This is a genomic window from Corynebacterium hylobatis (genome assembly GCF_003955685.1).
Classification (GTDB): domain Bacteria; phylum Actinomycetota; class Actinomycetes; order Mycobacteriales; family Mycobacteriaceae; genus Corynebacterium; species Corynebacterium hylobatis.
The window spans coordinates 18,949-41,258 of the sequence record NZ_RXHJ01000007.1; the positions used below are offsets into that span (position 1 = coordinate 18,949).

The 22,310-nt window shown below is 67.7% G+C and carries 22 protein-coding genes and 1 tRNA gene; 16 read left to right on the plus strand and 7 right to left on the minus strand.

The genetic code is table 11. The annotated features are described in order from the left end of the window. Positions 1 to 9: 9 nt before the first annotated feature. The 3 genes from cmk to EAH68_RS07000 are packed head-to-tail and all read left to right on the plus strand — an operon-like array spanning position 10 to position 2,814. Positions 10 to 690 (plus strand): (d)CMP kinase, encoded by a 681-nt coding sequence (cmk, locus tag EAH68_RS06990; RefSeq protein ID WP_206436379.1) that lies wholly within the window; start codon positions 10 to 12, stop codon positions 688 to 690. Beyond that, positions 687 to 2,243: a ribosome biogenesis GTPase Der gene (gene der, locus EAH68_RS06995; protein WP_126120617.1), complete on the plus strand. Its 1,557-nt coding sequence runs from the start codon at positions 687 to 689 to the stop codon at positions 2,241 to 2,243. Before cmk ends, der begins: the two co-directional genes overlap by 4 nt. A gap of 7 nt (positions 2,244 to 2,250) precedes the next feature. After that, positions 2,251 to 2,814: a hypothetical protein gene (locus EAH68_RS07000; protein ID WP_126120618.1), complete on the plus strand. Its 564-nt coding sequence runs from the start codon at positions 2,251 to 2,253 to the stop codon at positions 2,812 to 2,814. A 19-nt stretch (positions 2,815 to 2,833) separates the two neighbouring features. Here EAH68_RS07000 and EAH68_RS07005 read toward each other — a convergent pair whose 3' ends face one another. After that, positions 2,834 to 3,616: a class I SAM-dependent methyltransferase gene (locus EAH68_RS07005; protein WP_126120619.1), complete on the minus strand. Its 783-nt coding sequence runs from the start codon at positions 3,614 to 3,616 to the stop codon at positions 2,834 to 2,836. 42 nt (positions 3,617 to 3,658) lie between these two features. Here EAH68_RS07005 and EAH68_RS07010 point away from each other — a divergent pair, with 42 nt between their 5' ends. The 7 genes from EAH68_RS07010 (at position 3,659) to EAH68_RS07040 (ending at position 11,666) form a co-directional block, all read left to right on the plus strand. Further along, positions 3,659 to 5,119 (plus strand): ABC transporter transmembrane domain-containing protein, encoded by a 1,461-nt coding sequence (locus EAH68_RS07010; RefSeq protein WP_126120620.1) that lies wholly within the window; start codon positions 3,659 to 3,661, stop codon positions 5,117 to 5,119. 5 nt (positions 5,120 to 5,124) lie between these two features. Next, on the plus strand, positions 5,125 to 6,861 hold the full coding sequence (locus EAH68_RS07015; RefSeq protein WP_126120776.1) for an ABC transporter ATP-binding protein: 1,737 nt from the start codon (positions 5,125 to 5,127) through the stop codon (positions 6,859 to 6,861). 92 nt (positions 6,862 to 6,953) lie between these two features. Then, positions 6,954 to 7,799, plus strand: coding sequence for a CE1 family esterase (locus EAH68_RS07020; protein ID WP_126120621.1), 846 nt, complete (start codon positions 6,954 to 6,956; stop codon positions 7,797 to 7,799). Positions 7,800 to 7,810: 11 nt separating this feature from the next. Further along, the gene (locus EAH68_RS07025) at positions 7,811 to 8,848 is read left to right on the plus strand and encodes a diacylglycerol/lipid kinase family protein (RefSeq protein WP_126120622.1); all 1,038 of its coding nucleotides are present in this window, start codon (positions 7,811 to 7,813) and stop codon (positions 8,846 to 8,848) included. A gap of 91 nt (positions 8,849 to 8,939) precedes the next feature. Further along, positions 8,940 to 9,920: an ABC transporter substrate-binding protein gene (locus tag EAH68_RS07030; protein WP_126120623.1), complete on the plus strand. Its 981-nt coding sequence runs from the start codon at positions 8,940 to 8,942 to the stop codon at positions 9,918 to 9,920. Then, the gene (locus EAH68_RS07035; RefSeq protein WP_126120624.1) at positions 9,917 to 10,870 is read left to right on the plus strand and encodes an ABC transporter permease; all 954 of its coding nucleotides are present in this window, start codon (positions 9,917 to 9,919) and stop codon (positions 10,868 to 10,870) included. Before EAH68_RS07030 ends, EAH68_RS07035 begins: the two co-directional genes overlap by 4 nt. A gap of 4 nt (positions 10,871 to 10,874) precedes the next feature. Then, complete coding sequence (locus tag EAH68_RS07040) at positions 10,875 to 11,666, plus strand: ABC transporter ATP-binding protein (protein WP_126120625.1); 792 nt, start codon at positions 10,875 to 10,877, stop codon at positions 11,664 to 11,666. A 6-nt stretch (positions 11,667 to 11,672) separates the two neighbouring features. Here the strand turns inward: EAH68_RS07040 and EAH68_RS07045 are convergent, their stop codons facing one another. From EAH68_RS07045 to EAH68_RS07065, 5 genes are all read right to left on the minus strand, one after another. Beyond that, the gene (locus EAH68_RS07045; RefSeq protein ID WP_126120626.1) at positions 11,673 to 12,257 is read right to left on the minus strand and encodes a protoglobin domain-containing protein; all 585 of its coding nucleotides are present in this window, start codon (positions 12,255 to 12,257) and stop codon (positions 11,673 to 11,675) included. A gap of 88 nt (positions 12,258 to 12,345) precedes the next feature. After that, on the minus strand, positions 12,346 to 12,717 hold the full coding sequence (locus EAH68_RS07050; protein ID WP_126120627.1) for a thioredoxin family protein: 372 nt from the start codon (positions 12,715 to 12,717) through the stop codon (positions 12,346 to 12,348). A gap of 188 nt (positions 12,718 to 12,905) precedes the next feature. Next, positions 12,906 to 12,979: transfer RNA gene (locus EAH68_RS07055), tRNA-Pro, on the minus strand. 67 nt (positions 12,980 to 13,046) lie between these two features. Continuing rightward, complete coding sequence (locus EAH68_RS07060) at positions 13,047 to 13,439, minus strand: YchJ family protein (RefSeq protein ID WP_126120628.1); 393 nt, start codon at positions 13,437 to 13,439, stop codon at positions 13,047 to 13,049. Continuing rightward, entirely contained in the window at positions 13,436 to 14,596 is a 1,161-nt protein-coding gene (locus EAH68_RS07065; protein WP_126120629.1) for a bifunctional alpha/beta hydrolase/OsmC family protein, read from the minus strand. Before EAH68_RS07065 ends, EAH68_RS07060 begins: the two co-directional genes overlap by 4 nt. 71 nt (positions 14,597 to 14,667) lie before the next feature. On the opposite strand from EAH68_RS07065, the gene secA2 reads away from it, so the two are divergent. The 6 genes from secA2 to EAH68_RS07095 all read left to right on the plus strand — a co-directional run bounded on the left by secA2 (position 14,668) and on the right by EAH68_RS07095 (position 20,789). Beyond that, entirely contained in the window at positions 14,668 to 16,956 is a 2,289-nt protein-coding gene (gene secA2, locus EAH68_RS07070; RefSeq protein WP_277600461.1) for an accessory Sec system translocase SecA2, read from the plus strand. Positions 16,957 to 17,076: 120 nt separating this feature from the next. Further along, positions 17,077 to 17,511, plus strand: a complete 435-nt coding sequence (gene odhI / locus EAH68_RS07075) for an oxoglutarate dehydrogenase inhibitor Odhl (RefSeq protein WP_126120630.1) — start codon at positions 17,077 to 17,079, stop codon at positions 17,509 to 17,511. Between the two features lie 20 nt (positions 17,512 to 17,531). Continuing rightward, entirely contained in the window at positions 17,532 to 18,290 is a 759-nt protein-coding gene (gene ftsR / locus EAH68_RS07080) for a transcriptional regulator FtsR (protein WP_126120631.1), read from the plus strand. Next, entirely contained in the window at positions 18,287 to 18,913 is a 627-nt protein-coding gene (locus tag EAH68_RS07085; protein WP_126120632.1) for a bifunctional nuclease family protein, read from the plus strand. The genes ftsR and EAH68_RS07085 overlap by 4 nt, the downstream gene beginning before the upstream one ends. A 122-nt stretch (positions 18,914 to 19,035) precedes the next feature. Further along, positions 19,036 to 19,581, plus strand: coding sequence for a MerR family transcriptional regulator (locus EAH68_RS07090; RefSeq protein WP_126120633.1), 546 nt, complete (start codon positions 19,036 to 19,038; stop codon positions 19,579 to 19,581). Between the two features lie 275 nt (positions 19,582 to 19,856). Beyond that, a complete protein-coding gene (locus EAH68_RS07095) occupies positions 19,857 to 20,789 on the plus strand; it encodes an LLM class flavin-dependent oxidoreductase (protein ID WP_126120634.1) in 933 nt (310 codons plus the stop codon). 119 nt (positions 20,790 to 20,908) lie between these two features. Here EAH68_RS07095 and EAH68_RS07100 read toward each other — a convergent pair whose 3' ends face one another. Next, complete coding sequence (locus EAH68_RS07100) at positions 20,909 to 22,303, minus strand: hypothetical protein (protein ID WP_206436375.1); 1,395 nt, start codon at positions 22,301 to 22,303, stop codon at positions 20,909 to 20,911. Between the last annotated feature and the right edge of the window lie 7 nt (positions 22,304 to 22,310).

A 22,310-nucleotide genomic window follows, 5' to 3' on the forward strand; every position in this document is an offset into this window, starting at 1 on the left:
TGCTCCAACATGCCGGGAGGTGGGTTGATCCTGGCGGTGGACGGCCCCTCCGGCACCGGCAAGTCCACCACCTGCCGCGCCCTGGCCAAGCGCCTGGACGCCTGCTACATCGACACCGGCGCCATGTACCGCGTGGCCACACTCGCCGTGCTGCGCGCAGGCGTGGACCCGACGGACGTCAACAAGGTCATTGAGGCCACCCGCGACCTGCCGCTGGGTGTCAACAACGACCCTGACTCCACCGAGGTACTGCTCGCCGGGGAGAACGTCGCCGAGGAGATCCGCGGCCCCGAGGTCACCCGTAACGTCTCCGCGGTCTCCGCCGTGCCGGAGGTGCGCGAGAACCTCGTCGCCCTGCAGCGCCGCCTGGCCGCCGAGGCGCACCGCGCCATCGTCGAAGGCCGCGACATCGGCACCGTCGTGCTTGCCGACGCCCCCGCCAAGGCCTACCTCACCGCCTCCGCGGAGGTCCGCGCCCGTCGCCGCTACCAGCAGGACCGCTCCGCCGGCCGCGAGGCCGATTTCGGTACCGTGCTGGCCGATGTCATCCGCCGTGACGAGATGGACTCTTCCCGTGCCACCTCGCCCCTGCGTCCCGCCGAGGACGCCACCATCATCGACACCTCCGAGATGACCCTCGACCAGGTGCTCGAGAACCTCATCGAGCTAGTGAAGGAGTCCTCCCGATGACCGAGCAGAACACCCCCGGCCCCGACGAGAACGAGACCGAATTCGTCTTCCACACCCCCGGCGGCGGCGAAATGGACGCCGAGGGCGTCTTCATCGACGAGGAGGAACTCGCCCCCGGTGAAGGCTGGGCCCCGGAGGACTTCGACCCCGAGGACTTCAACTTCGACGAGATGACCGAGGAGGAGTGGGCCGACCTCGAGGAACGCCTGGGCATCGAGACCCAGGAGCACCTCGAGGAGGAGCTGTGCACCGTCGCCATCGTCGGCCGCCCCAACGTGGGCAAGTCGACGCTGGTCAACCGCTTCCTCGGCCGCCGTGAGGCCGTTGTAGAGGACTTCCCCGGCGTCACCCGCGACCGCATCTCCTACCTCGCCGAGTGGAACGGCCGCCGCTACCTGGTGCAGGACACCGGCGGCTGGGACCCCAACGTCAAGGGCATCCACGCCGCCATCGCCCGCCAGGCCGAGGTCGCCATGGAGACCGCCGACGTCATCGTCATGGTCGTCGACACCAAGGTCGGCATCACCGAGACCGACTCCGTCATGGCCAAGCGCCTGCAGAAGGCCGAGGTCCCGGTCGTCCTCGTGGCCAATAAATTCGACTCCGACACCCTCTACGCCGACATGGCGGAGTTCTACGCCCTCGGCCTCGGCGACCCGTGGCCGGTCTCCGCACTCCACGGCCGCGGCGGCGCCGACGTCCTCGATGAGGTCCTGGCGAAATTCCCCGAGACCCCGCGCAAATCCTCCATCGTCGAGGGCCCACGCCGCGTCGCACTCGTGGGCAAGCCCAACGTGGGCAAGTCCTCGCTGCTGAACAAGGTGGCCAGGGAGGAACGCTCGGTCGTCGACAACGTGCCGGGCACCACCGTCGACCCCGTCGACTCCCTGGTCCAGCTCGACCAGAAGCTGTGGAAGTTCGTCGACACCGCCGGCCTGCGCAAGAAGGTCCACACGGCCCAGGGCCATGAGTACTACGCCTCCCTGCGCACCCACGCGGCCATCGACGCCGCCGAGGTCTGCGTCATGCTCATCGACGCCGCCGAACCCATCTCCGAGCAGGACCAGCGCGTCCTGAACATGGTGCTGGAATCGGGCAAGGCGCTGGTCATCGCCTTCAACAAATGGGACCTCATGGACGAGGACCGCCGCTACGATCTCGACCGGGAGATCGACCAGCAGCTCAGCCACCTGCCGTGGGTGACCCGCATCAACGTCTCCGCCCAGACCGGCCGCGCCCTGCAGCGCCTCGAACCGGCCATGCTCCAGGCCCTGGAGAGCTGGGACCGGCGTATCTCCACCGGCCAGCTCAACAACTGGCTGCGTGAGGCGATTGCCGCGAACCCTCCGCCCATGAAGGCCGGCCGTCTGCCGCGCGTGCTCTTCGCCACCCAGGCCTCGACCCGTCCGCCGGTGATCGTCCTGTTCACCACCGGTTTCCTCGATGCCGGTTACCGCCGCTACCTGGAACGCAAGTTCCGCGAGCGGTTCGGTTTCCACGGTTCCCCCGTCCGTATCGCGGTGCGCGTGCGCGAACGTCGCACCAGGAAGTAGCGTCCCCGTGGTACGTCGTGCCACGGCCCTGCTCACCGCGGGACTGCTGCTCGTCGGCTGCGCCACCCCGACCGACCCCACCGACCCGACCGACCATGCCCAGCTGGTCACCCCCTCCGGCTCCACCTCCGTCACTGAAACGGTGACGCAGCTCGAGTACACGGAGGTGCCCGCCGGGCGTTTCCGGCTGCCGGGTCAGGACGGGCACGCCTTCGCCTCCTCCGACGGAGTCACCGAATGCCACATCCGGGTCAACGGCTCCGGCACCTCCGGGGAATGCGTCTCCGCGGCGACGGCGCAGGAGGAGTCCTCACTCATCGTCTTCGACGAGCAGCAGCACCACAACGGGGAATTCTCCGCCGATATCGGGGCAGCACCCCCGGGACAGACGTCCGGCGTGCCGGCGAAACGCCTGGCTCCCGGCGAGATGATCCGCCTGGGCACCGTCACCTGCCTGAGCCCCGCGGAGGGCTCCCTCGCCTGCCTCAGCGAGGAGACCGGCGACGGCTTCCGGCTCACCGGCCACCGCTATGACACCTTCCATCGCGGCGGGGAACGCTTCGGCCTCTGATACCGCCCTCTGATACCGCTCAGCGCTCCAGGATGAAGGCATCCGTGCGGTAGGGGATGGCCAGCAGCTCACCCTCCTGGAAACCCAGCCGCTCGTGGAGGTACCAGTTGAGATTGCGGGTCATCCGCGCCCGGACCTTCCCATCCGAGCGCAGCCAGTAGGAACGCGAGGCCATCAGATCATGGACCTGGCCGGTGCGCAGGTGCTGGACCCAGCCCGTGCGCAGCTCCCCGGTCACCGACCACGGCGCGTGCACCTCCGGGACGAAACCCGGGCGCTGCACATCGCCCGAGTGCATGATGCGCGTCAGGCGCAGCACCCAGGGATGACTGACATCGAGGTTGTTCCACACCAGCACCACCCGGCCACCCGGGCGCACCACCCGGTCCAGCTCCGTACAGGCCGCGGCCGCGTCGACCCAGTGCCACGTCTGCGCGCAGGTGACGGCGTCCACGGCGGCGTCGGCAAGCGAGGTCGCCTCAGCCGTCGCCCGCCACACCGGCACCCCCGGCAACCGCTCATGCAGGACCCGCACCATGTCCGGGCTGGGATCACCGGCCAGCACCTCATGCCCCGCACCCACCAGCGCGGCCGTCAGCTTGCCCGTCCCGGCACCCAGATCAGCGACCACCCGGTGACCGGCGAGCAGATCCACCACCTCCGGCGGATAACCCGGGCGGACATCATCGTAGGTCTCGGCCCCGGTCCGGAAAGCCCACGCGGAGCGCTGCCGGTGGGAGTCATCGGTGAAACCGGGGGTGTCCTTCCCGGAGGCGGGACGGAAGGCGGGGGAGGGGGTCATGGGTGCCTGGCTGGGAAATCGGGGTCAGTTAGGATACCCATCATGTCACGAATTCCGGCGGCGGATGATCCGCGGTGGTTGCTCAGGACCGTCTTTTCCAGGTGGCGGCACACCGGGGCCTCAGCGGTCCTCATGTCCGTGGCCTTCCTGTGCAACGGCCTGACCCCGCTGATCATCGGCCGGGCCATCGACGAGGCCATCGCGCCGGGTGATTTCCAGCGCCTGCTGCTGTGGCTCGGGGTGCTGGCCTCCGTCTTCGTCCTCAATGCGGTGACCAGCTGGTTCGCCCGTCTCCTGCTCATCCGTTCCGCCCTGCTCATCGGCCACCATCTGCGCATGGCGGTGACCGACCGGATCCAGGATCCGCGCGGCATGGCGGGCCGGCCGCGCACCGCCGGGGAGCTGCTGTCGATCGCCTCCTCCGACACCCAGCGCGTCTCCGATGCGGTGATGATGACGGTCTTCCCCGTCGCCGAGATCGTCTCCGTCATCTACGTCGGCGTGGTCATGCTCTCGATCAACCCGTGGCTGGGCATCTCCGTGCTCATCGGCGGACCGCTGGTGGTGTGGATGGCCTTGAAGGCCTCCATCCCCCTGCGCAGGCGCTCCACCCTGCGGCAGCGTGCCCTGGCCCGGACCGCTGCGATGGCCACCGACGTGGTGCAGGGACTGCGCATCCTCAAGGGCCTCGGCGCGGTCAACACCGTCTGCGGCCGCTACGCGGCAGTCTCCGACGAGGCCTACCACCGCACCGTGGAGGCCAACGCCGCACAGGCCCGTCTCAACGCCATCACCGAATCCACCGGCGCCGTCTACGTCATCGGCGTGGGTGTGGCGGCGGGCGCACTCGCCGTCAACGGGCAGATCAGCGTCGGTGAACTGATCACCGTCGTCGGCCTGACCCAGTTCATCATCCAGCCGATGACCATGCTGGGCAAGAACATCGCCTCCCGCTGGGCGGCGGCCCAGGCCTCCGGCAAACGCATCGTGGAGATCCTCGGCGCCGGACCGGCGCTACCTGAGGAACACGCGGACGTCCCCGAGCTGCCCGCCGGCCTGACCGTGGTCACCGACCGCGCCCCGGACGACCTGGTGCTCCTGCCGCGCCCCCGCGTGGTCGTCGCCCCCTACTCGGCGGATCTTTTCGACGGCCGCGTCATCGACAACATCCACCCCGACCGCGACGTCGCCTGCGCGGCGCTGCACAGCGCCAGCGCCCAGGACATCCCCGGCGGCCCCGACCGGGAGGTCGGCGAGAACGGCCGTAACCTCTCCGGCGGCCAGCGCCAGCGCGTGGCCCTGGCCCGTGCCCTGGCCACCGACGCGGAGGTGCTCATCCTCCAGGAACCGACCACCGCGGTGGACTCCGTGACCGAGCAGGCCATCGCCGGCCGCGTCGCCGACCTGCGCCGCGACCGGGTCACGCTCGTCTACACCAGCGCCCCCGCCTGGCTCGCCGTCGCCGACCGCGTGCTGGACGCATCCGAGGAGATTGTCCTGTGAGTGAACTGCGTTTCCCCCTCGCGGACCTCGGCCAGGTCCGCCGTGAGGTGGCCCGCCAGATCAGCGCGGTCCCCGGCGCGGGACCCGGGTTCTGGGCGGCGATCGCGCTGCTGAGCCTGGGCTCGGGCGCCAATGTGCTGGTTCCGATCCTGCTGGGCCGGATCGTCGACATCGTCCTCGACGACGGAGACCTGCTCATCACCGGGCTGCTCCTGGTGGTGGCGGCTCTGACCGCCGCCGTACTCTCGGCGACCGGTTTCTACCTGCTCTCGCGGATCAGTGAGCGGGTCATCGCGAACCTGCGCGATGACATGGTCGGCACGGCCCTCGGGCTCCCCGTCCACCGCGTGGAGGACGCCGGCACCGGTGACCTGGTCTCACGTTCCACCGATGACGTGGCCGAGCTGTCCACCGCCGTCACCGAGACCCTGCCGATCCTGGCCAGCTCGGTGTTCATGATCGCGGCGACCACCATCGCCCTGTTCAGCCTCGACTGGCAGTTCCTGCTGGTGCCGCTGGTCGTCGCCCCCATCTACTTCCTCGCTGCCCGCGCCTACCTCAAGGTCGCCCCGGAGCGCTACGCCGGGGAGCGCGCCGCCATGGCCGAACGCGCCCGCCGTGTGCTGGAGGCCATCCGTGGCCGGGCGACGGTGCGCGCCTACCGCATGGAGGAGCAGATGCACCGCAGCATCAACGCGTCCTCCACGGATGTGGTGGACAAGGGTGTCCGGGCACGGATGACCATGATGGTCCTGCAGATGTGGATCGTGGTCACGGAATTCATCATGCTCTCCGTCGCCCTGCTGGTCGGCTACCGCCTGGCCACCACGGGAGCGCTCAGCGTTGGTGCGGTCACCGGCGCCGCGCTGATGCTCATCCGTCTGCGTGGCCCGCTGATGATGATCATGCGGGTGCTCGACATGGTCCAGTCCGGCTATGCCTCCCTGACACGTATCGTCGGCGTGGTCTCCGACCCGCCGGCGCCTGTCCCCGACACCGGGGCGCCGGCCAAGGTCGGCCGCGTGGTCATGGACAACGTCAGCTTCAGCTACGGCTCGGGATGGGCGGTGCGCGATGTCTCCCTGGACATCCGGCCCGGCGAGACCGTGGCCCTGGTGGGTGCCTCGGGTGCCGGCAAGACCACCGTCGCCGCCCTGCTCGCCGGGCTGCGCGTGCCCGACGAGGGCACCGTGCGTATCGACGGGGTCGAGGTCTCCTCCCTCTCCGATGCCGAACGCGTGGCCCGGCTGGCCATGATCTCCCAGGACGTCCACGTCTTCTCCGGCACCCTGCGCGAGGACCTCACCCTCGCCCGCCCGGAGGCCACCGACGCCGAACTCCTCGAGGTGCTGGCCCGGGTACGTGCCGACTGGTTCGATGAGCTGCCCGAGGGACTGGACACCGAGGTCGGTGCCCGCGGCCACCAGCTCGACCCTGTGGCCGCCCAGCAGCTGGCCCTGGCCCGTATCCTCCTGCTCGACCCGAAGGTGGTGGTCATGGACGAGGCCACGGCCGAATCCGGCTCCGTCGGTGCGGGCAACCTCGAGGCCGCCGCCGAGGAGGTCACCCGCGACCGCGCGGCACTTGTCGTCGCACACCGCCTCGACCAGGCCTCCCGCGCGGACCAGGTCCTCGTCATGGCGGAGGGCGAGGTCGTGGAACACGGCACCCACGAGGAACTCGTCGCCCGCGGCGGACGCTACACCGAACTGTGGTCGGCCTGGTCGCGGGGGCGGGTCTGACGGTTACCCACTAGGTGGAACATCAGCGTAATGTGTGATCGCGCATTCCTCCCCATGGCCACCACCAGAGGCTTCCAGAAGGGTGAATTTTGATGAGAACCGCCCTGACCGCTGTACTGGCGGCGTTAATGCTGCTCACGGGCTGCACCATCCCCACCGGAAAACAGCCGGCGGGGGAGGAGACGGTGGCACCCAGCGCCGGCGCCCCGCAGAAGACCACCCGCGACACCCTGACCGTCAACGACCGGCAACGCCACTTCCGGATGTCCACCCCCGACGGTTTCTACCGCGGCCGGCAGTGGCCGGTGATCTTCGCCTTCCACGGCTGGGAGGAGACCGCCGAGGAGCTGGCCGCGAACACCGGACTCGATGGGGCCCCCGCCATCGTCATCTACCCCGAGGGCGTCGACCGGGCCTGGGCCCCGGCCCCCTACGCGGAGACGGCAGGGGAGGAGGACCTCGCATTCGTGCAGACTCTCCTCGATGAGGTCGTCTCCACCTTCCCCGTCGACCGCAACCGTATCTTCGCCACCGGATTCTCCAACGGCGGCGGATTCGCCGCCTATCTCAGCTGCCACATGCCCGAGAGCTTCCACGCCGTCGCCCCCGTCGGCGCCGCCTACTACGAGACGATCCACCAGGACTGCAGCGAACGCCCCGTCGCCCTGCTGGACATCCACGGCACCCACGACGACGTCATCTACTACAACGGCGGACAACGCCACGGCACCGACTACGAACCCGTCCAGGAGGTCCTCGACGACTTCGCCGAGCGTAACCGCTGCGACGGCGTCGCCCTGACCCGCAACAGCCCGGAGATCGTCGAACAGCACTGGCTGGGCTGCCGCCTGCCCGTCGTCCACCTCCGCATCGGCGGCGGCACCCATGTCTGGCCCGAGGGGGCGACCTCCGAGGTCCGCAACTTCTTCGGTGTGTAGGTTGGGGTCCTATGAGGCCCAACGATTCCGCGCCCCGCGTGGCCGTGGTGTTCAACCCCACCAAGGTTGATGTCCGTGAACTGCAGAATCTGGTGGCCACGGCCGCCACCGACCACGGTTGGCAACCACCGACCTTCCTGGAAACCTCGGTCGAAGACCCCGGATTCGGCCCCGCCCAGCAGGCCGCGGAGGAGGGCCACACCATGGTGCTCGCCGTCGGAGGCGACGGCACCATCCGCGCCGTAGCCGCCGCCCTACGCGGCACCGACGTGACGCTGGCCGTCATCCCCGCAGGCACCGGCAACCTGCTCGCCCGCAACCTCAAACTGCCCCTGGAGATTCCCGCAGCCGTGGAGGCCGCCTTCTCCGGCCGGGACACGCGCATCGACGTCTGCACCGCGCTGCTCACCCGCCCCGACGGCGAATCCGAGGAACTGGACTTCGTGGTCATGGCCGGCATCGGGGTGGACGCCGGCATGATCATCAACACCGACGATGACCTGAAAAAGCGGGTGAAGTTCCTCGCCTACACCGTGGGCATCGCAAAATCGCTCACCGGCGGCCGCCGCATCCGCCTGACCTGGCAACTCAACGGCACCCCCGCCCGCCGGACCCGCGTCCATTCCCTCATCATCGGCAACTGCGGCGAACTGGTGGGCAACATCCCGCTGTTTCCTGATGCCGTGGCCAACGACGGCCACTTCGACATCGTCGCCCTGCGCCCCAAAGGCCTGCCCGGCTGGTTCCAGATCGTCGGACAACTGGCCCTCCACATGGGACGGAAGGTACGCAACCGCCTGGCGCGCCGGGATGGGCAGGTCACCGGCGGTGACCACGACACCGACACCCTGCGCTACGCCACCGCCACCCGGCTCGACGTATCGCTGGCGCAGCCGGAGATCTTTGAGGTTGACGGTGACGAGGTCAGTGAGGTCTCCGCATTCACCGTGACGATCGAACCGGAGTGCCTCATCATCCGGGAACCCGTACCACCGCCGGTCGAGGAGCCGGGAGAGCCCCGGCCGGGCACCGAGGTGTTCCCTTCCTGAGGGTTTGAGGCGGGTCATCGGCTGTGTGATGTGCGGGGCAAGTAGATTGAGGTGCGTATCAGATCACACAGGGTCCAGGAAGGAACCACTCATGTTCTCCTCACGCACCAAGGTAATGGCCGGTCTCACCGCCGCCGCGCTTTTTCTGACCGCGTGCACCTCCGACTCCGACTCCACCTCGGATGCCACGGGGGATGACGGCTACACCATCGGCATCAACCAGCTCGTCCAGCACCCGGCGCTCGACGCCGCCACCGCCGGCTTCAAGGAGGCCTTCGAGGAGGCCGGCGTCGACGTCAGCTTCGACGAGCAGAACGCCAACGGAGAGCAGTCCACCGCTCTGACCATCGCCCAGCAGTTCGCGGGCAAGGACCTGGACATGGTGCTGGCCGTGGCCACCCCCGCCGCCCAGGCCACCGCCCAGAACATCACCGACATCCCGGTGCTGTTCACCGCCGTGACCGACCCGGTCTCCGCGGAGCTGGTCGACTCCGAGGAGGCCCCGGGTGGCAACGTCACCGGCACCTCGGATGTCGCCCCCATCGAGGACCAGCTCGACCTGCTCAAGGAGCTCGTGCCGGACGCCCGTACCGTGGGCATCGTCTACGCCTCCGGCGAGGTCAACTCCCAGGTCCAGGTGGAGGCTGCCCGGGAGGCCGCGGGACCGCGTGACCTGGAGATCGTCACGCAGACCGTGACCACCGCCAATGACATCCAGCAGGCCGTCGAGGCCCTCGGCGACGTCGACGCCATCTACGTGCCCACCGACAACATGGTCGTCTCCGGCATCGCCTCTCTCATCCAGGTCGCCGAGCAGAAGCAGATCCCGGTGATCGGCGCGGAGTCCGGCACCGTCGAGGGTGGTGCCGTGGCCACCCTGGGCATCGACTACACCGAGCTGGGCCGCCAGACAGGTGAGATGGCCCTGCGTGTGCTCCGCGACGGTGAGGACACAGCCACCATGCCCGTGGAGAAGGCCACCGAGTTCACCTACGTCATCAATGAGGAGGCCGCCGAGCGCCAGGGCGTGACCATCCCGCAGGCGATCCTCGACGAGGCCGAGACGGCATGATCGGCGCCGTCGAGGTCGGCCTCATCTACGGGGTGATGGCACTCGGTGTCTTCCTGACGTTCCGGGTCCTCAACTTCCCCGATCTGACGGTCGACGGCAGCTTCACCACCGGGGCCGCCACCGCCGCGGTGGGCATCCTCCGTGGCTGGGACCCGGTGTGGGCCACCCTGGCCGGCTTCGTCACCGGCTTCATCGCCGGTGGCGTCACTGGTCTGCTGCACACCAAGGGCCGGATCGACGGCCTGCTGGCCGGCATCCTCACGATGATCGCCCTGTGGTCGATCAACCTGCGGATCATGGGCGGGGCGAACATCCCCCTGCTGCGCCAGGAGACCGTCTTCACCGGCATGCGGGAAGCCGGCGTCCTGGGCACCTGGGCCGGGGCCGGCATGCTGGCGATCATGGTCGCCGCCCTCGGGCTGCTCGTGGTGTGGTTTCTCACCACCAACCTCGGCCTCTCGCTGCGGGCCACCGGTGACAACGGTCCGATGATCACCTCCTTCGGTGTGTCCACCGATTACACCAAGATCCTCACCCTGTCGCTGTCCAACGGTTTCGTCGGCATGTGCGGTGCCCTGGTCGGCCAGTACCAGGGTTTCGCGGACATCTCCATGGGCATCGGCCTGATCCTGGTGGGTCTGGCCTCGGTGATCATGGGCCAGGCGATCCTCGGCCAGCGCTGGCTGTGGGCCGCGGTCTTCGCCGTCATCGTCGGCGCGGTGCTCTACCGCATCATCATCTTCCTGGCGCTGCAGGTCGGCCTCGACCCCAACGACATGAAGCTGATCACCGCGCTGCTGGTCATCGTGGCGCTGCTGGTGCCCCGCTTCAAGGAGATGTGGCGCTGGTTCAGCCGCTGGTACCTGAACCGGCGCGGGACCACCGCAGCCACCGGGATCGCGGCGGGCGCAGTTGCCGCGGCGGCGTTGACCACGGCCGGATCGGAGTAGGGGCATGCTGAGAATCGAGAACGTGTCGAAGACCTTCTTCCCTGGCACCGTCAACGAACGCGTGGCGCTGGCCAACCTCAACCTGACCATGGACCAGGGTGATTTTGTCACCGTCATCGGCTCCAACGGCGCGGGCAAATCCACCCTGCTCAACATCGTCGCCGGCAGGTTGTCCGTGGACACCGGCAACGTGATCATCGACGGCCGCCGCGTCAACCGCCTCCGCGAACACCGCCGGGCCCGTTTCGTGGGCCGGGTCTTCCAGGACCCCCTGGCGGGCACCGCCCCCAACCTCACCATCGAGGAGAACCTCTCCCTGGCGCTCATGCGCGGTAGATTCCGCGGCATCGGCCCGAGCCTGACCCGTAGGCGCCGGGAAGAGTTCGTCGGGAAGCTCGCCACCCTGGAACTCGGCCTGGAGCACCGTCTGTCCGCCAAGGTCGGGCTGCTCTCCGGCGGGCAGCGCCAGGCACTGTCATTGCTCATGGCCGGTTTCACCAACCCGCGGATCATGCTTCTCGACGAGCACACCGCAGCACTTGACCCCCAGCGGGCCGAGCTGGTGACCGGCCTGACCGAGAAGATCGTCTCCGAGGGCAGGCTGACCACCCTCATGGTCACCCACAACATGGAGCAGGCCCTCCGGTTGGGCAACCGCCTGATCCTCATGCACGAGGGCCGCATCGTCTACGAGGCCGACGCCGCCACGAAGTCGCAGTTGACCGTCCGGGACCTGCTCGGCGAGTTCAGCCGGATCAAGGGCGCGACCCTGTCCGACAAGACACTCCTGGGCTGACGGGCGCTACCAGAGCTCGCCGGCGTAGGGGCGGGTCCACAGCACCAGGGAGACCGTCACGGCCTTGAACCACGCCTGGTGCATGGCCTCGACATCCTCCCCCTCGGTGGCGCCCTCCTCCAGGAAGCGGCGCACCGAGAGGGTGACCGGCACTACCAGGCCGAATATATGGCTCATCGGTACGTGGGGGACCGGTGAGTCCACATTATCGGTCTGATTCTTCTTCGACGTGTGGTGCCGCAGCGCGATCTCCTCCTGGTAGGCCAGCCACCGCCCGTCGAAGTCCCGGGTGCACAGATCCACCACCCAGCGCTCGAAGCGGCCGCGCACCGCAGCCAGGTAGGCATCGTCAGGTTCCCCGTCCGGACCGGCGAACACGGACACCAGGTGGGAGGTGGAACCGATGAATTTGTACCAGACGTCGAGGATCTCCGTGACCCGTGGGGCGAGGATCTCCCCGGCGCGCCGGATCGCGGGGACATCCGCTTCCGACCACATGACGTCGGTGAGCAGCTTCTGGAGCTGTTCCTCGGTGACAGGGGAGGCGGGCAGCTCCTGGTCGTACGTGTAGCCCGTGGGGGTGGTGGTCATGATGGCACTCCTGTGGCGGTTGGTTTTGCCGGGGAAATTACCCGTGTGACCTCGACCATAGGACGCGGGGGCAGACGTCGCAACGGTTTCACAGGGTGCGGACGAAACTGATGAACTCCTCCTGCCGGTACATCACGTCCAGAAACCGCGGGGCGCCCGGGATGGTGCTGAAGGTGCCGGACTCCGGCCGGGGAGTGGGGTCGCGGTAGACGAGTTCGCCATCCCGGTGGATGAGCAGCGTCGGGATGGTGGATATTTCCAGGTCCCTGACCAGCAGCTGCTGTATCTCCACCTCGGCCTCCCCGAAGGCGGCCTCCGGGATCTCCCGGGCGGCGGCCTGGTAGCTCCTGCGGAAACGCAGGCACGGGCCACAGGAGGTGGACCAGAAGTTGGCCAGGACCAGCCCTGGGCGTGCGGTGAACTCGTTGTAGGTGGCGTGGGTGAGCGGGGTGATGGTCATACGGACCTATTTTTGTCGAAGACCTGCTGCGTCGCAGGCCTTGGCGTCGGATTTATCTGATCAACTTCTTCTTGAAATCCTGCTTTCTGGACCCGAGTTGATCAGATAAATTTCCCGTTCCCACAGATCCCGCCCGGAAAATGAAACAGGCCAGAAGGTGGAATACCTTCTGGCCTTGAGTCTGCTCGTCGGACTGACAGGATTTGAACCTGCGACCCCTACACCCCCAGTGTAGTGCGCTACCAAGCTGCGCCACAGTCCGCCGTTGCACCCGAAGTGCAACGTGGTTCAGGTTACAACAGTGTGATCCTTTAAGTCGAATCGCCTGGTCAGTCCATGTCTCCGGCGGTGTAGAACCAGGCCCCGTCGATGCGGCTGAAGATGGATCGCTCGCGTTGGGAACCGGGCGGGTCGCCGCGGTAGAAGGCCTCGAATTCGACCATGCCCTCGGTGTCGAAGGGCCCACCTTCGAAGACGTCGAGGATGTCGAGGCGGTAGAACTGCACGGGCAGGTCAACGAGCGTCAGCTCATAGGGGCGGGTGTCCGGATCCCAGGTGCGCATCAGGTACTCGGCGTCACGGACGACGAAGGCCGTGAATCGGGAACGCATGAGCGTTTCAGCGGTGGGTGCGACGGCGCCGGCGTGGTAGCGGCCGCAGCACTCCTCATACTTCAGGCCGGTGTTGCAGGGGCAGCGCCTGCCCTCCCAGTCGCCGCTCATGCCGGGACGTCCATGATCTTGGCGCCGGCGAGCATGGCCTCGACGGGGGAGGTGCGGGCGGCGTCGAGAAGCTGGCGGCGCTGGACATCGTTGAGCTGCCCGTGCAGGATGATCTTGCGCTCGAAGACGTTGCGGGAGGCGTTGGTGATGGAGACCTCGACGTCGTCAAGTTTCATGCCGGTGGCGGCCTCACGGATGGCGTGGGTGGAGGCGGTGGCCAGGGCCGACATGAGCAGGTCGACGGGGGAGTGCCCCTGCCCCTTGCCGCCGTTGGTCTTCGGCAGATCGGCCTTGAGCTCCCCGGTGCGGGTGTTGAGGATGACGCCGTACTTTGTTCCCGCGGCCACCTGGGACTTCACCTGGTCGGTGTTCACCGCCGGCGCCGCATAGGCAGGCTGCAGGTAGGGCTTCGCCCACTCGGCGATGGTGTGCCCGGCATCCACGGCGGAGGTGCCGCGGGTGAACAGGTGGTCGGCCCGGTCCACCGACACCATGGACTTGGGGTAGCGGGTGACGCGGAAGATCTTGCCGGCGTTGTCCACGCCGACGGTCTGGTCGGTGGGGGAGTGCAGCAGCAGCAGTGGCTTGCGCAGGGTGGGCAGGTAGATCTCGGGGTTGTTGTCGGCGAGGTCCTCGAGGAATTCCCGCGAGATGTTGATGTCGCGGCCGGCGAGGGTGACGGTGACGGAGCCGTCCTCCTCGGCGTCGCGGATGTGGTCGGCGAAGTGGAGGACCGCATGCGCCGGATCGAAGGGGGCGGCGAGGGTGGCCACGGCCGTGATGGAGGCCATCTCCGGGCGGGTCGCGGCCTTGAGGGCAGCAGCCCCACCGAGGGAGTGGCCGATGAGCAGCTGCGGGGCCTGGTGATTCTCGGCGAGCCACCGGCTGGCGGCGATGATGTCGTCGACGTTGGTGGTGAACGTGGTGTCCCCGAAATCCCCCTCCGACTGGCCCAGGCCGGGGAAGTCGAAACGCAGCGCGGCGATCCCGTGCTCCGCGAGCGTCTTGCACACGCGCGAAGCGGCGGGGACGAAGCGGTTACAGGTGAAACAGTGCGCGAATACCGCATAGGCGATGGGCGGGGTGTCCGGGTAGTCAATGGTGCCGGCCATCATCGTCCCTCGCGCCGAGGGAATTTTCACGCTCACAGAATGCATGTCAACAAGAATAGCCATGACCCTCAACTAGGGTGGTGAGCAGTACTTGCAGGCCCACAGGAAGGTTCACCGTGGCATTCGACTGGTTCTGGCGGGCGATGGGTGCTCAATCGACCCGTAATCAGAAGCGCAGCCGTGCGATCGTCAAGGATGCCGGCGCACAGACATCCGGGATGGCGCAGCTTGATGACGCCGCCCTCGCCCACCGCGCGCGCGAGCTCGCCGCCGGGGGCTCCATCTCCGACCCCGCAGCATTCCTCGGCGTGCTGTGCGTGGCCTCCGAACGGACCCTGGGGCTGGCGCCCTTCCCGGTCCAGTCCCAGGCCGTGCTGCGCCTGGTGGAGGGCGATGTCATCCAGATGGCCACCGGCGAGGGCAAGACACTGGTCGGCGCCATGGCCGCCACCGGTTTCGCACTGACCGGCAAGCGGGTGCACGTGATCACGGTCAACGACTACCTCGCCGAGCGTGACGCCGAATGGATGCGCCCCCTCGTCGAGTTCTTCGGTCTGAGCGTGGCCGCCGTGACCGAGAAACTGGGCCCGGAGGAACGCCGCGCCGCCTACGCCTGCGACGTGGTCTACGGGCCGGTCAACGAGATCGGTTTCGACGTCCTGCGCGACCAGCAGATCACCCGCCGCGCGGACGCCGTACAGGCACCCGCCGATGTCGCGCTCGTCGACGAGGCCGACAGCGTGCTTGTCGACGAAGCCCTCGTCCCGCTCGTCCTCGCCGGCAGCCAACCCGGACTCGAGACCGCCGGGCAGATCACCGACGTCGTGCGCCACCTGCGCGAACGCGAGCACTACACCATCGACGACGACCACCGGAACGTCTTCCTCACCGACGCCGGTGCCGACCGCGTCGAAGGCGCCCTGGGCATAGCCTCCCTCTACGACGACGAACACGTGGGCACCACCCTGGTCAAGGTCAACCTGGCCCTGCACGCCAAGGCCCTGCTCATCCGCGACATCCACTACATCGTCGCCGACAGCAAGGTCCAGCTCATCGACGCCTCCCGCGGACGTGTCGCCGACCTGCAGCGCTGGCCCGACGGCCTCCAGGCTGCCGTGGAGGCCAAGGAAGGCCTCGACGTCACCGAGGGCGGCCGCATCCTCGACACGATCACCCTCCAGGCACTCATGCGCCGCTACCCGATGGTCTGCGGCATGACCGGCACAGCCGTGGAGGCCACCGACCAGCTCCGCCAGTTCTACGACCTGCACGTCTCCGTCATCGACCGCAACAAGGAACTGCAGCGTTTCGACGAGGCCGACCGCATCTACGCCACCCTCGCCGAGAAGAATCGCGCCATCGTCGAGGAGATCGCCCGCATCCACGCCACCGGCCAGCCGGTGCTGGTGGGTACCCAGGACGTCGCGGAATCCGAGGCGCTTGCCGAAGCACTGGCCGACTATGACATCGAGGTCAACGTCCTCAACGCCAAGAACCACGCCGAGGAGGCCCGCATCATCGCCGAAGCCGGTGACCTCGGCCGGGTCACCGTCTCCACCCAGATGGCCGGCCGCGGCACCGACATCCGCCTCGGCGGTGCCGACCAGGACGACCACGAGGCCGTCGCCGCCCTCGGCGGGCTTGCCGTCATCGGCACCGCCCGCCACCGCACCGCCCGCCTGGACAACCAGCTGCGCGGACGCGCCGGGCGGCAGGGGGACCCGGGACTGTCCCTGTTCTTCGTCTCCCTGCAGGATGACGTCGTCGTCTCCGGCGGGGCAGGCGACAACGTCACCGCACACCCGGACCCGAGTGGACTGATTGATTCACCCCGCATCCGGGACTGGGTCGGCCACTGCCAGCGCGTCACCGAAGGGCAGCTGCTGGAGATCCACTCCCAGACGTGGAAGTACAACCAGCTGCTCGCGGACCAGCGCGTGACCGTCGATGAGCGGCGTTCCCGCCTGCTGGACACGGACCTGGCCTGGCAGGAGCTCTCCGAGCGCAACCCGTGGCGTTCTGCGCAACTGGCACACCTGGATGAGGGGGTGCGGGTGCAGGCGGCCCGGGACATCATGCTCTTCCACCTCGACGATGAATGGGCCGAGCACCTGGCCGTCATGGATGACGTGCGGGAATCCATCCATCTACGGGCCATCGCCCGGGAGACCCCCATCGACGAGTACCACCGCATCGCGGTGCGTGAGTTCAAGGATCTGGCGCAACGGGCCGTCGATAAGGCGGTGGAGACCTTCGCGGAGATCGAGATCGACGAGGACGGCGCCCATCTGCTCGACGGCGGCCTCGCCCGCCCCTCGGCGACATGGACCTACATGGTCTCCGACAACCCGCTGGCGGGGTCGGGTAATTCAGTGATCTCCGGAATTGGTAATCTATTCCGCTGATCGACCTACCCCGGGGGCTCCCCCTGGGTGCGACATCCGGCCACTGACGCACTCATGTGGCCGTTGCAGTCGCTATGATGGCTAACAGTCACAGTTCCGACAAAAGCGGAGGTTTAGAAAATGAGCGAGAACACCGGTACTCCTGAGGCCCAGGTGGAGACCACTTCGGTCTTCCGGGCCGATCTTCTCAAGGAAATGGAGTCCGGCGCAGGCTCCGCTCCTGCCGCCTCCGGGGCAGACAACCTCCCCGAGGGTGCAGGTCTCCTCGTGGTCAAGCGTGGCCCCAACGCCGGCGCACGTTTCCTGCTGGACCAGGCGATCACCACCGCCGGCCGACACCCCGAGTCGGACATCTTCCTCGATGACGTCACGGTTTCGCGCCGTCACGCGGAGTTCCGTATCAACGACGGTGAGTTCGAGGTCTTCGACGTCGGTTCCCTCAACGGCACCTACGTCAACCGCGAGCCGCGTAACTCCCAGGTACTGACCACCGGCGATGAGATCCAGATCGGCAAATTCCGTCTGGTCTTCCTCTCCGGCCCGAAGAAGGACTAGGAACGGGCGAGTAATTCACAGTGAGTGCTGTTCGAAAGTCGGCGGACGTCCGTCCGACCTCGGTGCACGGCGCCACCGGGGGCACACCCCGGACAGTGAGGACACTGTCCATCGGTAAAGTCCTCGAGGCGCTGCGTGGCGAGTTCCCGGACGTGACCGTCTCCAAGATCCGGTTCCTCGAGTCCGAGGGGCTCATCACGCCCCAGCGCACCGCCTCCGGCTACCGTCGCTTCACCGGGGACGATGTCAAGCGGCTGCGCTACATCCTGCTCACCCAGCGCGACAACTATCTGCCGCTCAAGGTGATCCGCGAGCAGCTGGACGCCATGGACTCCGGTTCCGTCACCGCGCTGCTCACCGCAGTCGAGGCCGAGCCGATCGTCTCGCCGGAGAGCTTCCGCGCGCCGGCGGCCACACGCCTGACGGACACGGATGTCGCCGCGCAGGCGGGCGCATCGGTCGACGATGTCCTCGTGCTTCTCGACGCCGGGCTGATCCGCCCCGACGACGCCGGCTTCTTCACCGCCGACGACGTCCGCATCGTCACCACCGCCCAGGCGCTCAAGGGCTTCGGTTTCGACGAGCGCCACCTGCGGTCGCTGCGCAACACCGCCAGCCGGCAGGCCGACCTCATCGGTCAGGTCGCCGGGCCGGTCGCTCGCTCCAACGGTGACACCGCGCGTCAGCGTGCGCAGGAGATGGGGCAGCAGATGAGCGCGCTGGTGGTCTCCCTGCACGCGAGCCTGGTCAAGAACGCACTGCGGGATGAGCTGTCTTGACACTGATCCCCGTTGAATATCACGGTGTGCACACCGCCGGACCGGAGCAGTTCACCTGCGTGCTCCTGCGATGGGCAGAGCAGAACCGGATCCTCCCGATCTGGATGTCACCGCTGGCCGCCGCTGAACTGGACATCCGCCAGGGTGGGTACACCCCGCGCCGTCCCGGCACCATCGACCTGCTGCTCGACCTGCTCAACCGGAGCACCGGGGGAGTCACGGCCGTCAACATCATCAGCCACTATGAGGGCGTGTTCATCGCCTCACTCGTACTGGCTGACGGTGAGCAGCTCGACGCCCGCCCCTCCGACGCGCTGCTCATCGCCCGCGCCCTGGAACTGGAGATCCACGTGGAGGAGGATGTGCTCAACCAGGCCTCCTTCTTCGTCTCCGATGATGTGCTGGAAGAATACTTCGGCCTGCGTTTCGATTCCGCACCCACCACCAGCGGCGAGGAACTCTCCGCCTCCGGGGATGCGGAGGCGGACGCCGATTTCGAACAGATGATGCGTTCACTCGGCATGTCAGAATCGGATTTCTTCGAAGGCAACGGCCCAGCTGATGCTGGCCCCGAGTCCGATTCCGGGCCCGATGACGAGGAAGAAAACACCGAAAAGGACTGACCCGGACACGGTTCATGTAGCTCATGTTTTCGGCGTGGCTTCGCGCTACCCCTTGACGTTCGTCTAACCTTGGATTTTAATGGCGCATAAGGTGCCTTTAAAAACCCCATGGGAGTAATTACGTGAGCACGAACAATCAACCCGTCCAGGAGTCCCTCTTCGACCTCGGTCCAGGGGAGGAGGTCGGCTACCGTGTGCCCATCGCATGCCAGGTCGCCGGCATCACCTACCGCCAGCTTGACTACTGGGCACGCACCAAACTGGTCGTGCCCTCCATCCGTGGTGCGCGCGGCTCCGGTTCGCAGCGCCTCTATTCCTTCCGCGACATCCTCGTGCTGAAGATCGTCAAGCGTCTGCTGGACACCGGCATCTCCCTGCAGAACATCCGCCTCGCCGTGGAGAAGCTCCGCGACCGCGGCGTCAACGACATCGCCGAGATCACCCTGGTCTCCGACGGCACCACCGTCTACGAGTGCCGCTCCAACGATGAGGTCATCGATTTACTCGGCGGTGGTCAGGGTGTGTTCGGCATCGCCGTGCCGGGGATCATGAAGGAACTGACCGGAACCATCGCGGCCTTCCCCTCAGAGCGGGTGGAAGAGGTCACCGATCCCACCGTCATCGGGTTAGATGAACTGGCTGCCCGGCGCAGCCGCAAGAGCAGCTAGCTCTCAGTTCCAGCGACGCCGCCCACCTCCCCGCCCAGCTCACGTGCGGTCGGAGGTGGGCGGCGTACGTCTTTTTCCAGGTAGGCACCAGGTCCGGGGGAGTTACGTACCGTGACTAAAAGGGTAGAAAATTTACAGAGTCACTGAGGCAGTCCGGAGATGACTGGTTCATGCCCCTCAATGATTGGGCGGTGATTCCTCCCTGCAACCTCGAAGAGCTGCCCGGGACACGGGGCGCCGGAGGGGCGGCCAGCATCAGGAACTAGCCTGGATCCATGTCCCGAACACTCCCACTGTCCATCATCGACTTCGCCACGATCTACCCCGGGCAGAACGCCCACGAGGCGATCGCCACCTCGACGCGGCTGGCCCAGCGCGCGGAGGAGCTCGGCTTCTCCCGGGTCTGGTACGCGGAGCACCACAACTCCCCGGCCCGCGCCTCCTCGGTGCCCTCCCTGCTCATCGCGCACATCGGCGCGCAGACCAACACCATCCGCCTGGGTTCCGGTGGGGTGATGCTGCCCAACCACGCGCCCTATTCCATTGCCGAACAGTACGGCACGCTTGCGGAGATGTACCCGGGACGCATCGACCTCGGACTGGGCCGGGCCCCGGGCACCGACGCCCAGACCGTCGGCCGTGCCCTACGACGCCCCTTCGACGCCTCCGACCGGTTCCCCGAGGATGTCATCGAACTGGACCACTACCTCAAGGGCACCTCGCAGATCCCCGGGGTCCAGGCCATCCCGGGGGCAGGCACCAATGTGCCGCTCTACATCCTCGGTTCCTCCATGTACGGCGCATCGCTTGCCGCCCAGCTGGGACTGCCCTACGCCTTCGCCTCCCACTTCGCCCCCGACTACCTCGGAGCGGCGGTGTCCCATTACCGGGAGCACTTCCGGCCCTCCGCGGATCTGGCGGAACCTCATGTCCTGGCAGGTGTCAACATCATCGCCGCAGAGACAGAGCAGGCCGCGGCGGAGAAATTTGATCAGGTGCTGGCCAAGCGTGCCCAGCGCCACGGCCCCCGGGCCCGCCTCATGCTGCGTTTCGCCGGGGTGGGCACCGGCGAGCAGGCGGCGGAGTACCTGGAGAAGTTCGCGGTCTTGACGCAGGCGGATGAGCTGCTCATCAACTTCGAGGGTGCCACCCCTGAGCAGGCCCGGGAGTCGATGGACGTCTTCGCCCCGACCTGGCAGCTGGGCTGATGATGTAGGTCTGGTCCGTTAGATCCTGTCACGTATCTCTCGAGTAGTGCCACCTGATCGGGGACCGGTCACTTGAGGGATACGTGGTGAGAGCTAACGGACCAGACCTACATCAACGCCTACAGTCCGGCTGCTGCCCGCAGCCCGGCATCAAGCTGGGCCGGGTCGGTGATGTGGGTGAGCGTGCTCTGCTCGGCAAGCACCCCGTCGACCCCGCCGCCACCGACGTGGACGGTCTCGATCCGGACGTCCGCATCACCGCGGGTCTGGTTGAGGGCATCGGTGAAGGCGGCGTCGTCCATGTCCTGTTCGGTGCCCGTGGTCACCAGCAGCACGCGGGTGGTCTCTCCGGTCTCCCGGGACTTGTCGGCGGCGGTGGCCACGGCCGCGACCAGCGCGGAACGGGTCTGGGGGACCCCGCCGGTACCGAAGCGCAGGACCGCCTCGGCCGCGCGGTCGCCCTCGGAGAAGCCGATGTTGCGTCGCCAGCCCTGGGTCACGCCGGGGTTGATGGGGGAGGAGTAGTTCCACAGGGCGACCTGTCGGCCATCCCCGCCGAGGTCGAGGGCGATCTGGCGCAGGGAGTTCGCGGTCTCGGAGTAGATGGATCCGCCGCCGAAGTCCGTGGCGGTGCCGGCGGAGGTGTCCAGCAGCAGCAGTGTGTCGGCGGGCATGATCGCCTCCGGTTCCGGCGCTGTGGTCTCCTCCTCGGGGGCCTCCGGGGCGGGATCCCCGGTCACGGCCGCCCAGGCTGCGGTGCGGTCCGGCAGCTCGGCGGGGATCTGCTCGCTGACGTCGTGGAAGCGGGCGAATTCGGCCGCGGCACGGGCCTGCTCCTCGGTGATCCCGCCGGCGGGGTTGAGGACGTGGGCGAGGATGACCACCTCGGCGCCCTCGACATCGCGGGTGGTGCCCATGCCCTTGTGGATGCCGGCCGAGGGGCCCACGGCGAGGATCTCCGCCTGGTCCCGCAGTCCCGGGTCCCGGTCGCGGGCTAGCAGTGCGGGGGCCTGGTCACCGGCGAGTGCCACGGCCACGGCGACGGCCGTATCCGGGTCGGTGGACACGGGGTAGGTCACGGCGGCCGGGTCGACGTCGTCAAGCTCGGCCTCGCCGTTGGTCCACAGCTGCCCGGTCCACACGTCGACGGGGACGACGGAGGAGACGGTGCGCTCGCCGAGCTGACTGTCCGCCTCCGGGTTGTCGTGGGTGATCAGGACGGCGGCGTCATCGACAGAGGAGACCCGCTCGGCGGTCACGCAGTGGTCACGGACAATGGGCTCAGTCGCGTTCCACTGGTTGATCAGCCCCTCATCCAGGCCGGGGGAGGCCTCGGCGACCGGCAGGATGAGTTCCCCCTGGATGCACTCGGGTGTCTGGGCCTGTTCCGCGGTGGTGCCGCGGAAGCTGAACCACCACACGGTGGCGGCGATGAGGGCGAGAACCACCATGCCGGCGATGATGACGTTGCCGGAGACGGCGAAGTTGTTCTTGCCACTGCGATGACGGGCCACAGGCATG

What these genes read in the sequence shown, in the direction of transcription:
- EAH68_RS07020 (WP_126120621.1), top strand. Translation starts at nt 6,954, where the DNA reads ATGAGAACCGCCCTGACCGCTGTACTGGCGGCGTTAATGCTGCTCACG.
- EAH68_RS07030 (WP_126120623.1), top strand. Translation starts at nt 8,940, where the DNA reads ATGTTCTCCTCACGCACCAAGGTAATGGCCGGTCTCACCGCCGCCGCG.
- EAH68_RS07035 (WP_126120624.1), top strand. Translation starts at nt 9,917, where the DNA reads ATGATCGGCGCCGTCGAGGTCGGCCTCATCTACGGGGTGATGGCACTC.
- EAH68_RS07065 (WP_126120629.1), bottom strand. Translation starts at nt 14,596, where the DNA reads ATGCATTCTGTGAGCGTGAAAATTCCCTCGGCGCGAGGGACGATGATG.
- EAH68_RS07025 (WP_126120622.1), top strand. Translation starts at nt 7,811, where the DNA reads ATGAGGCCCAACGATTCCGCGCCCCGCGTGGCCGTGGTGTTCAACCCC.
- cmk (WP_206436379.1), top strand. Translation starts at nt 10, where the DNA reads ATGCCGGGAGGTGGGTTGATCCTGGCGGTGGACGGCCCCTCCGGCACC.
- EAH68_RS07040 (WP_126120625.1), top strand. Translation starts at nt 10,875, where the DNA reads ATGCTGAGAATCGAGAACGTGTCGAAGACCTTCTTCCCTGGCACCGTC.
- EAH68_RS07005 (WP_126120619.1), bottom strand. Translation starts at nt 3,616, where the DNA reads ATGACCCCCTCCCCCGCCTTCCGTCCCGCCTCCGGGAAGGACACCCCC.
- EAH68_RS07050 (WP_126120627.1), bottom strand. Translation starts at nt 12,717, where the DNA reads ATGACCATCACCCCGCTCACCCACGCCACCTACAACGAGTTCACCGCA.
- EAH68_RS07045 (WP_126120626.1), bottom strand. Translation starts at nt 12,257, where the DNA reads ATGACCACCACCCCCACGGGCTACACGTACGACCAGGAGCTGCCCGCC.
- der (WP_126120617.1), top strand. Translation starts at nt 687, where the DNA reads ATGACCGAGCAGAACACCCCCGGCCCCGACGAGAACGAGACCGAATTC.
- EAH68_RS07010 (WP_126120620.1), top strand. Translation starts at nt 3,659, where the DNA reads ATGTCACGAATTCCGGCGGCGGATGATCCGCGGTGGTTGCTCAGGACC.
- EAH68_RS07060 (WP_126120628.1), bottom strand. Translation starts at nt 13,439, where the DNA reads ATGAGCGGCGACTGGGAGGGCAGGCGCTGCCCCTGCAACACCGGCCTG.
- EAH68_RS07095 (WP_126120634.1), top strand. Translation starts at nt 19,857, where the DNA reads ATGTCCCGAACACTCCCACTGTCCATCATCGACTTCGCCACGATCTAC.
- odhI (WP_126120630.1), top strand. Translation starts at nt 17,077, where the DNA reads ATGAGCGAGAACACCGGTACTCCTGAGGCCCAGGTGGAGACCACTTCG.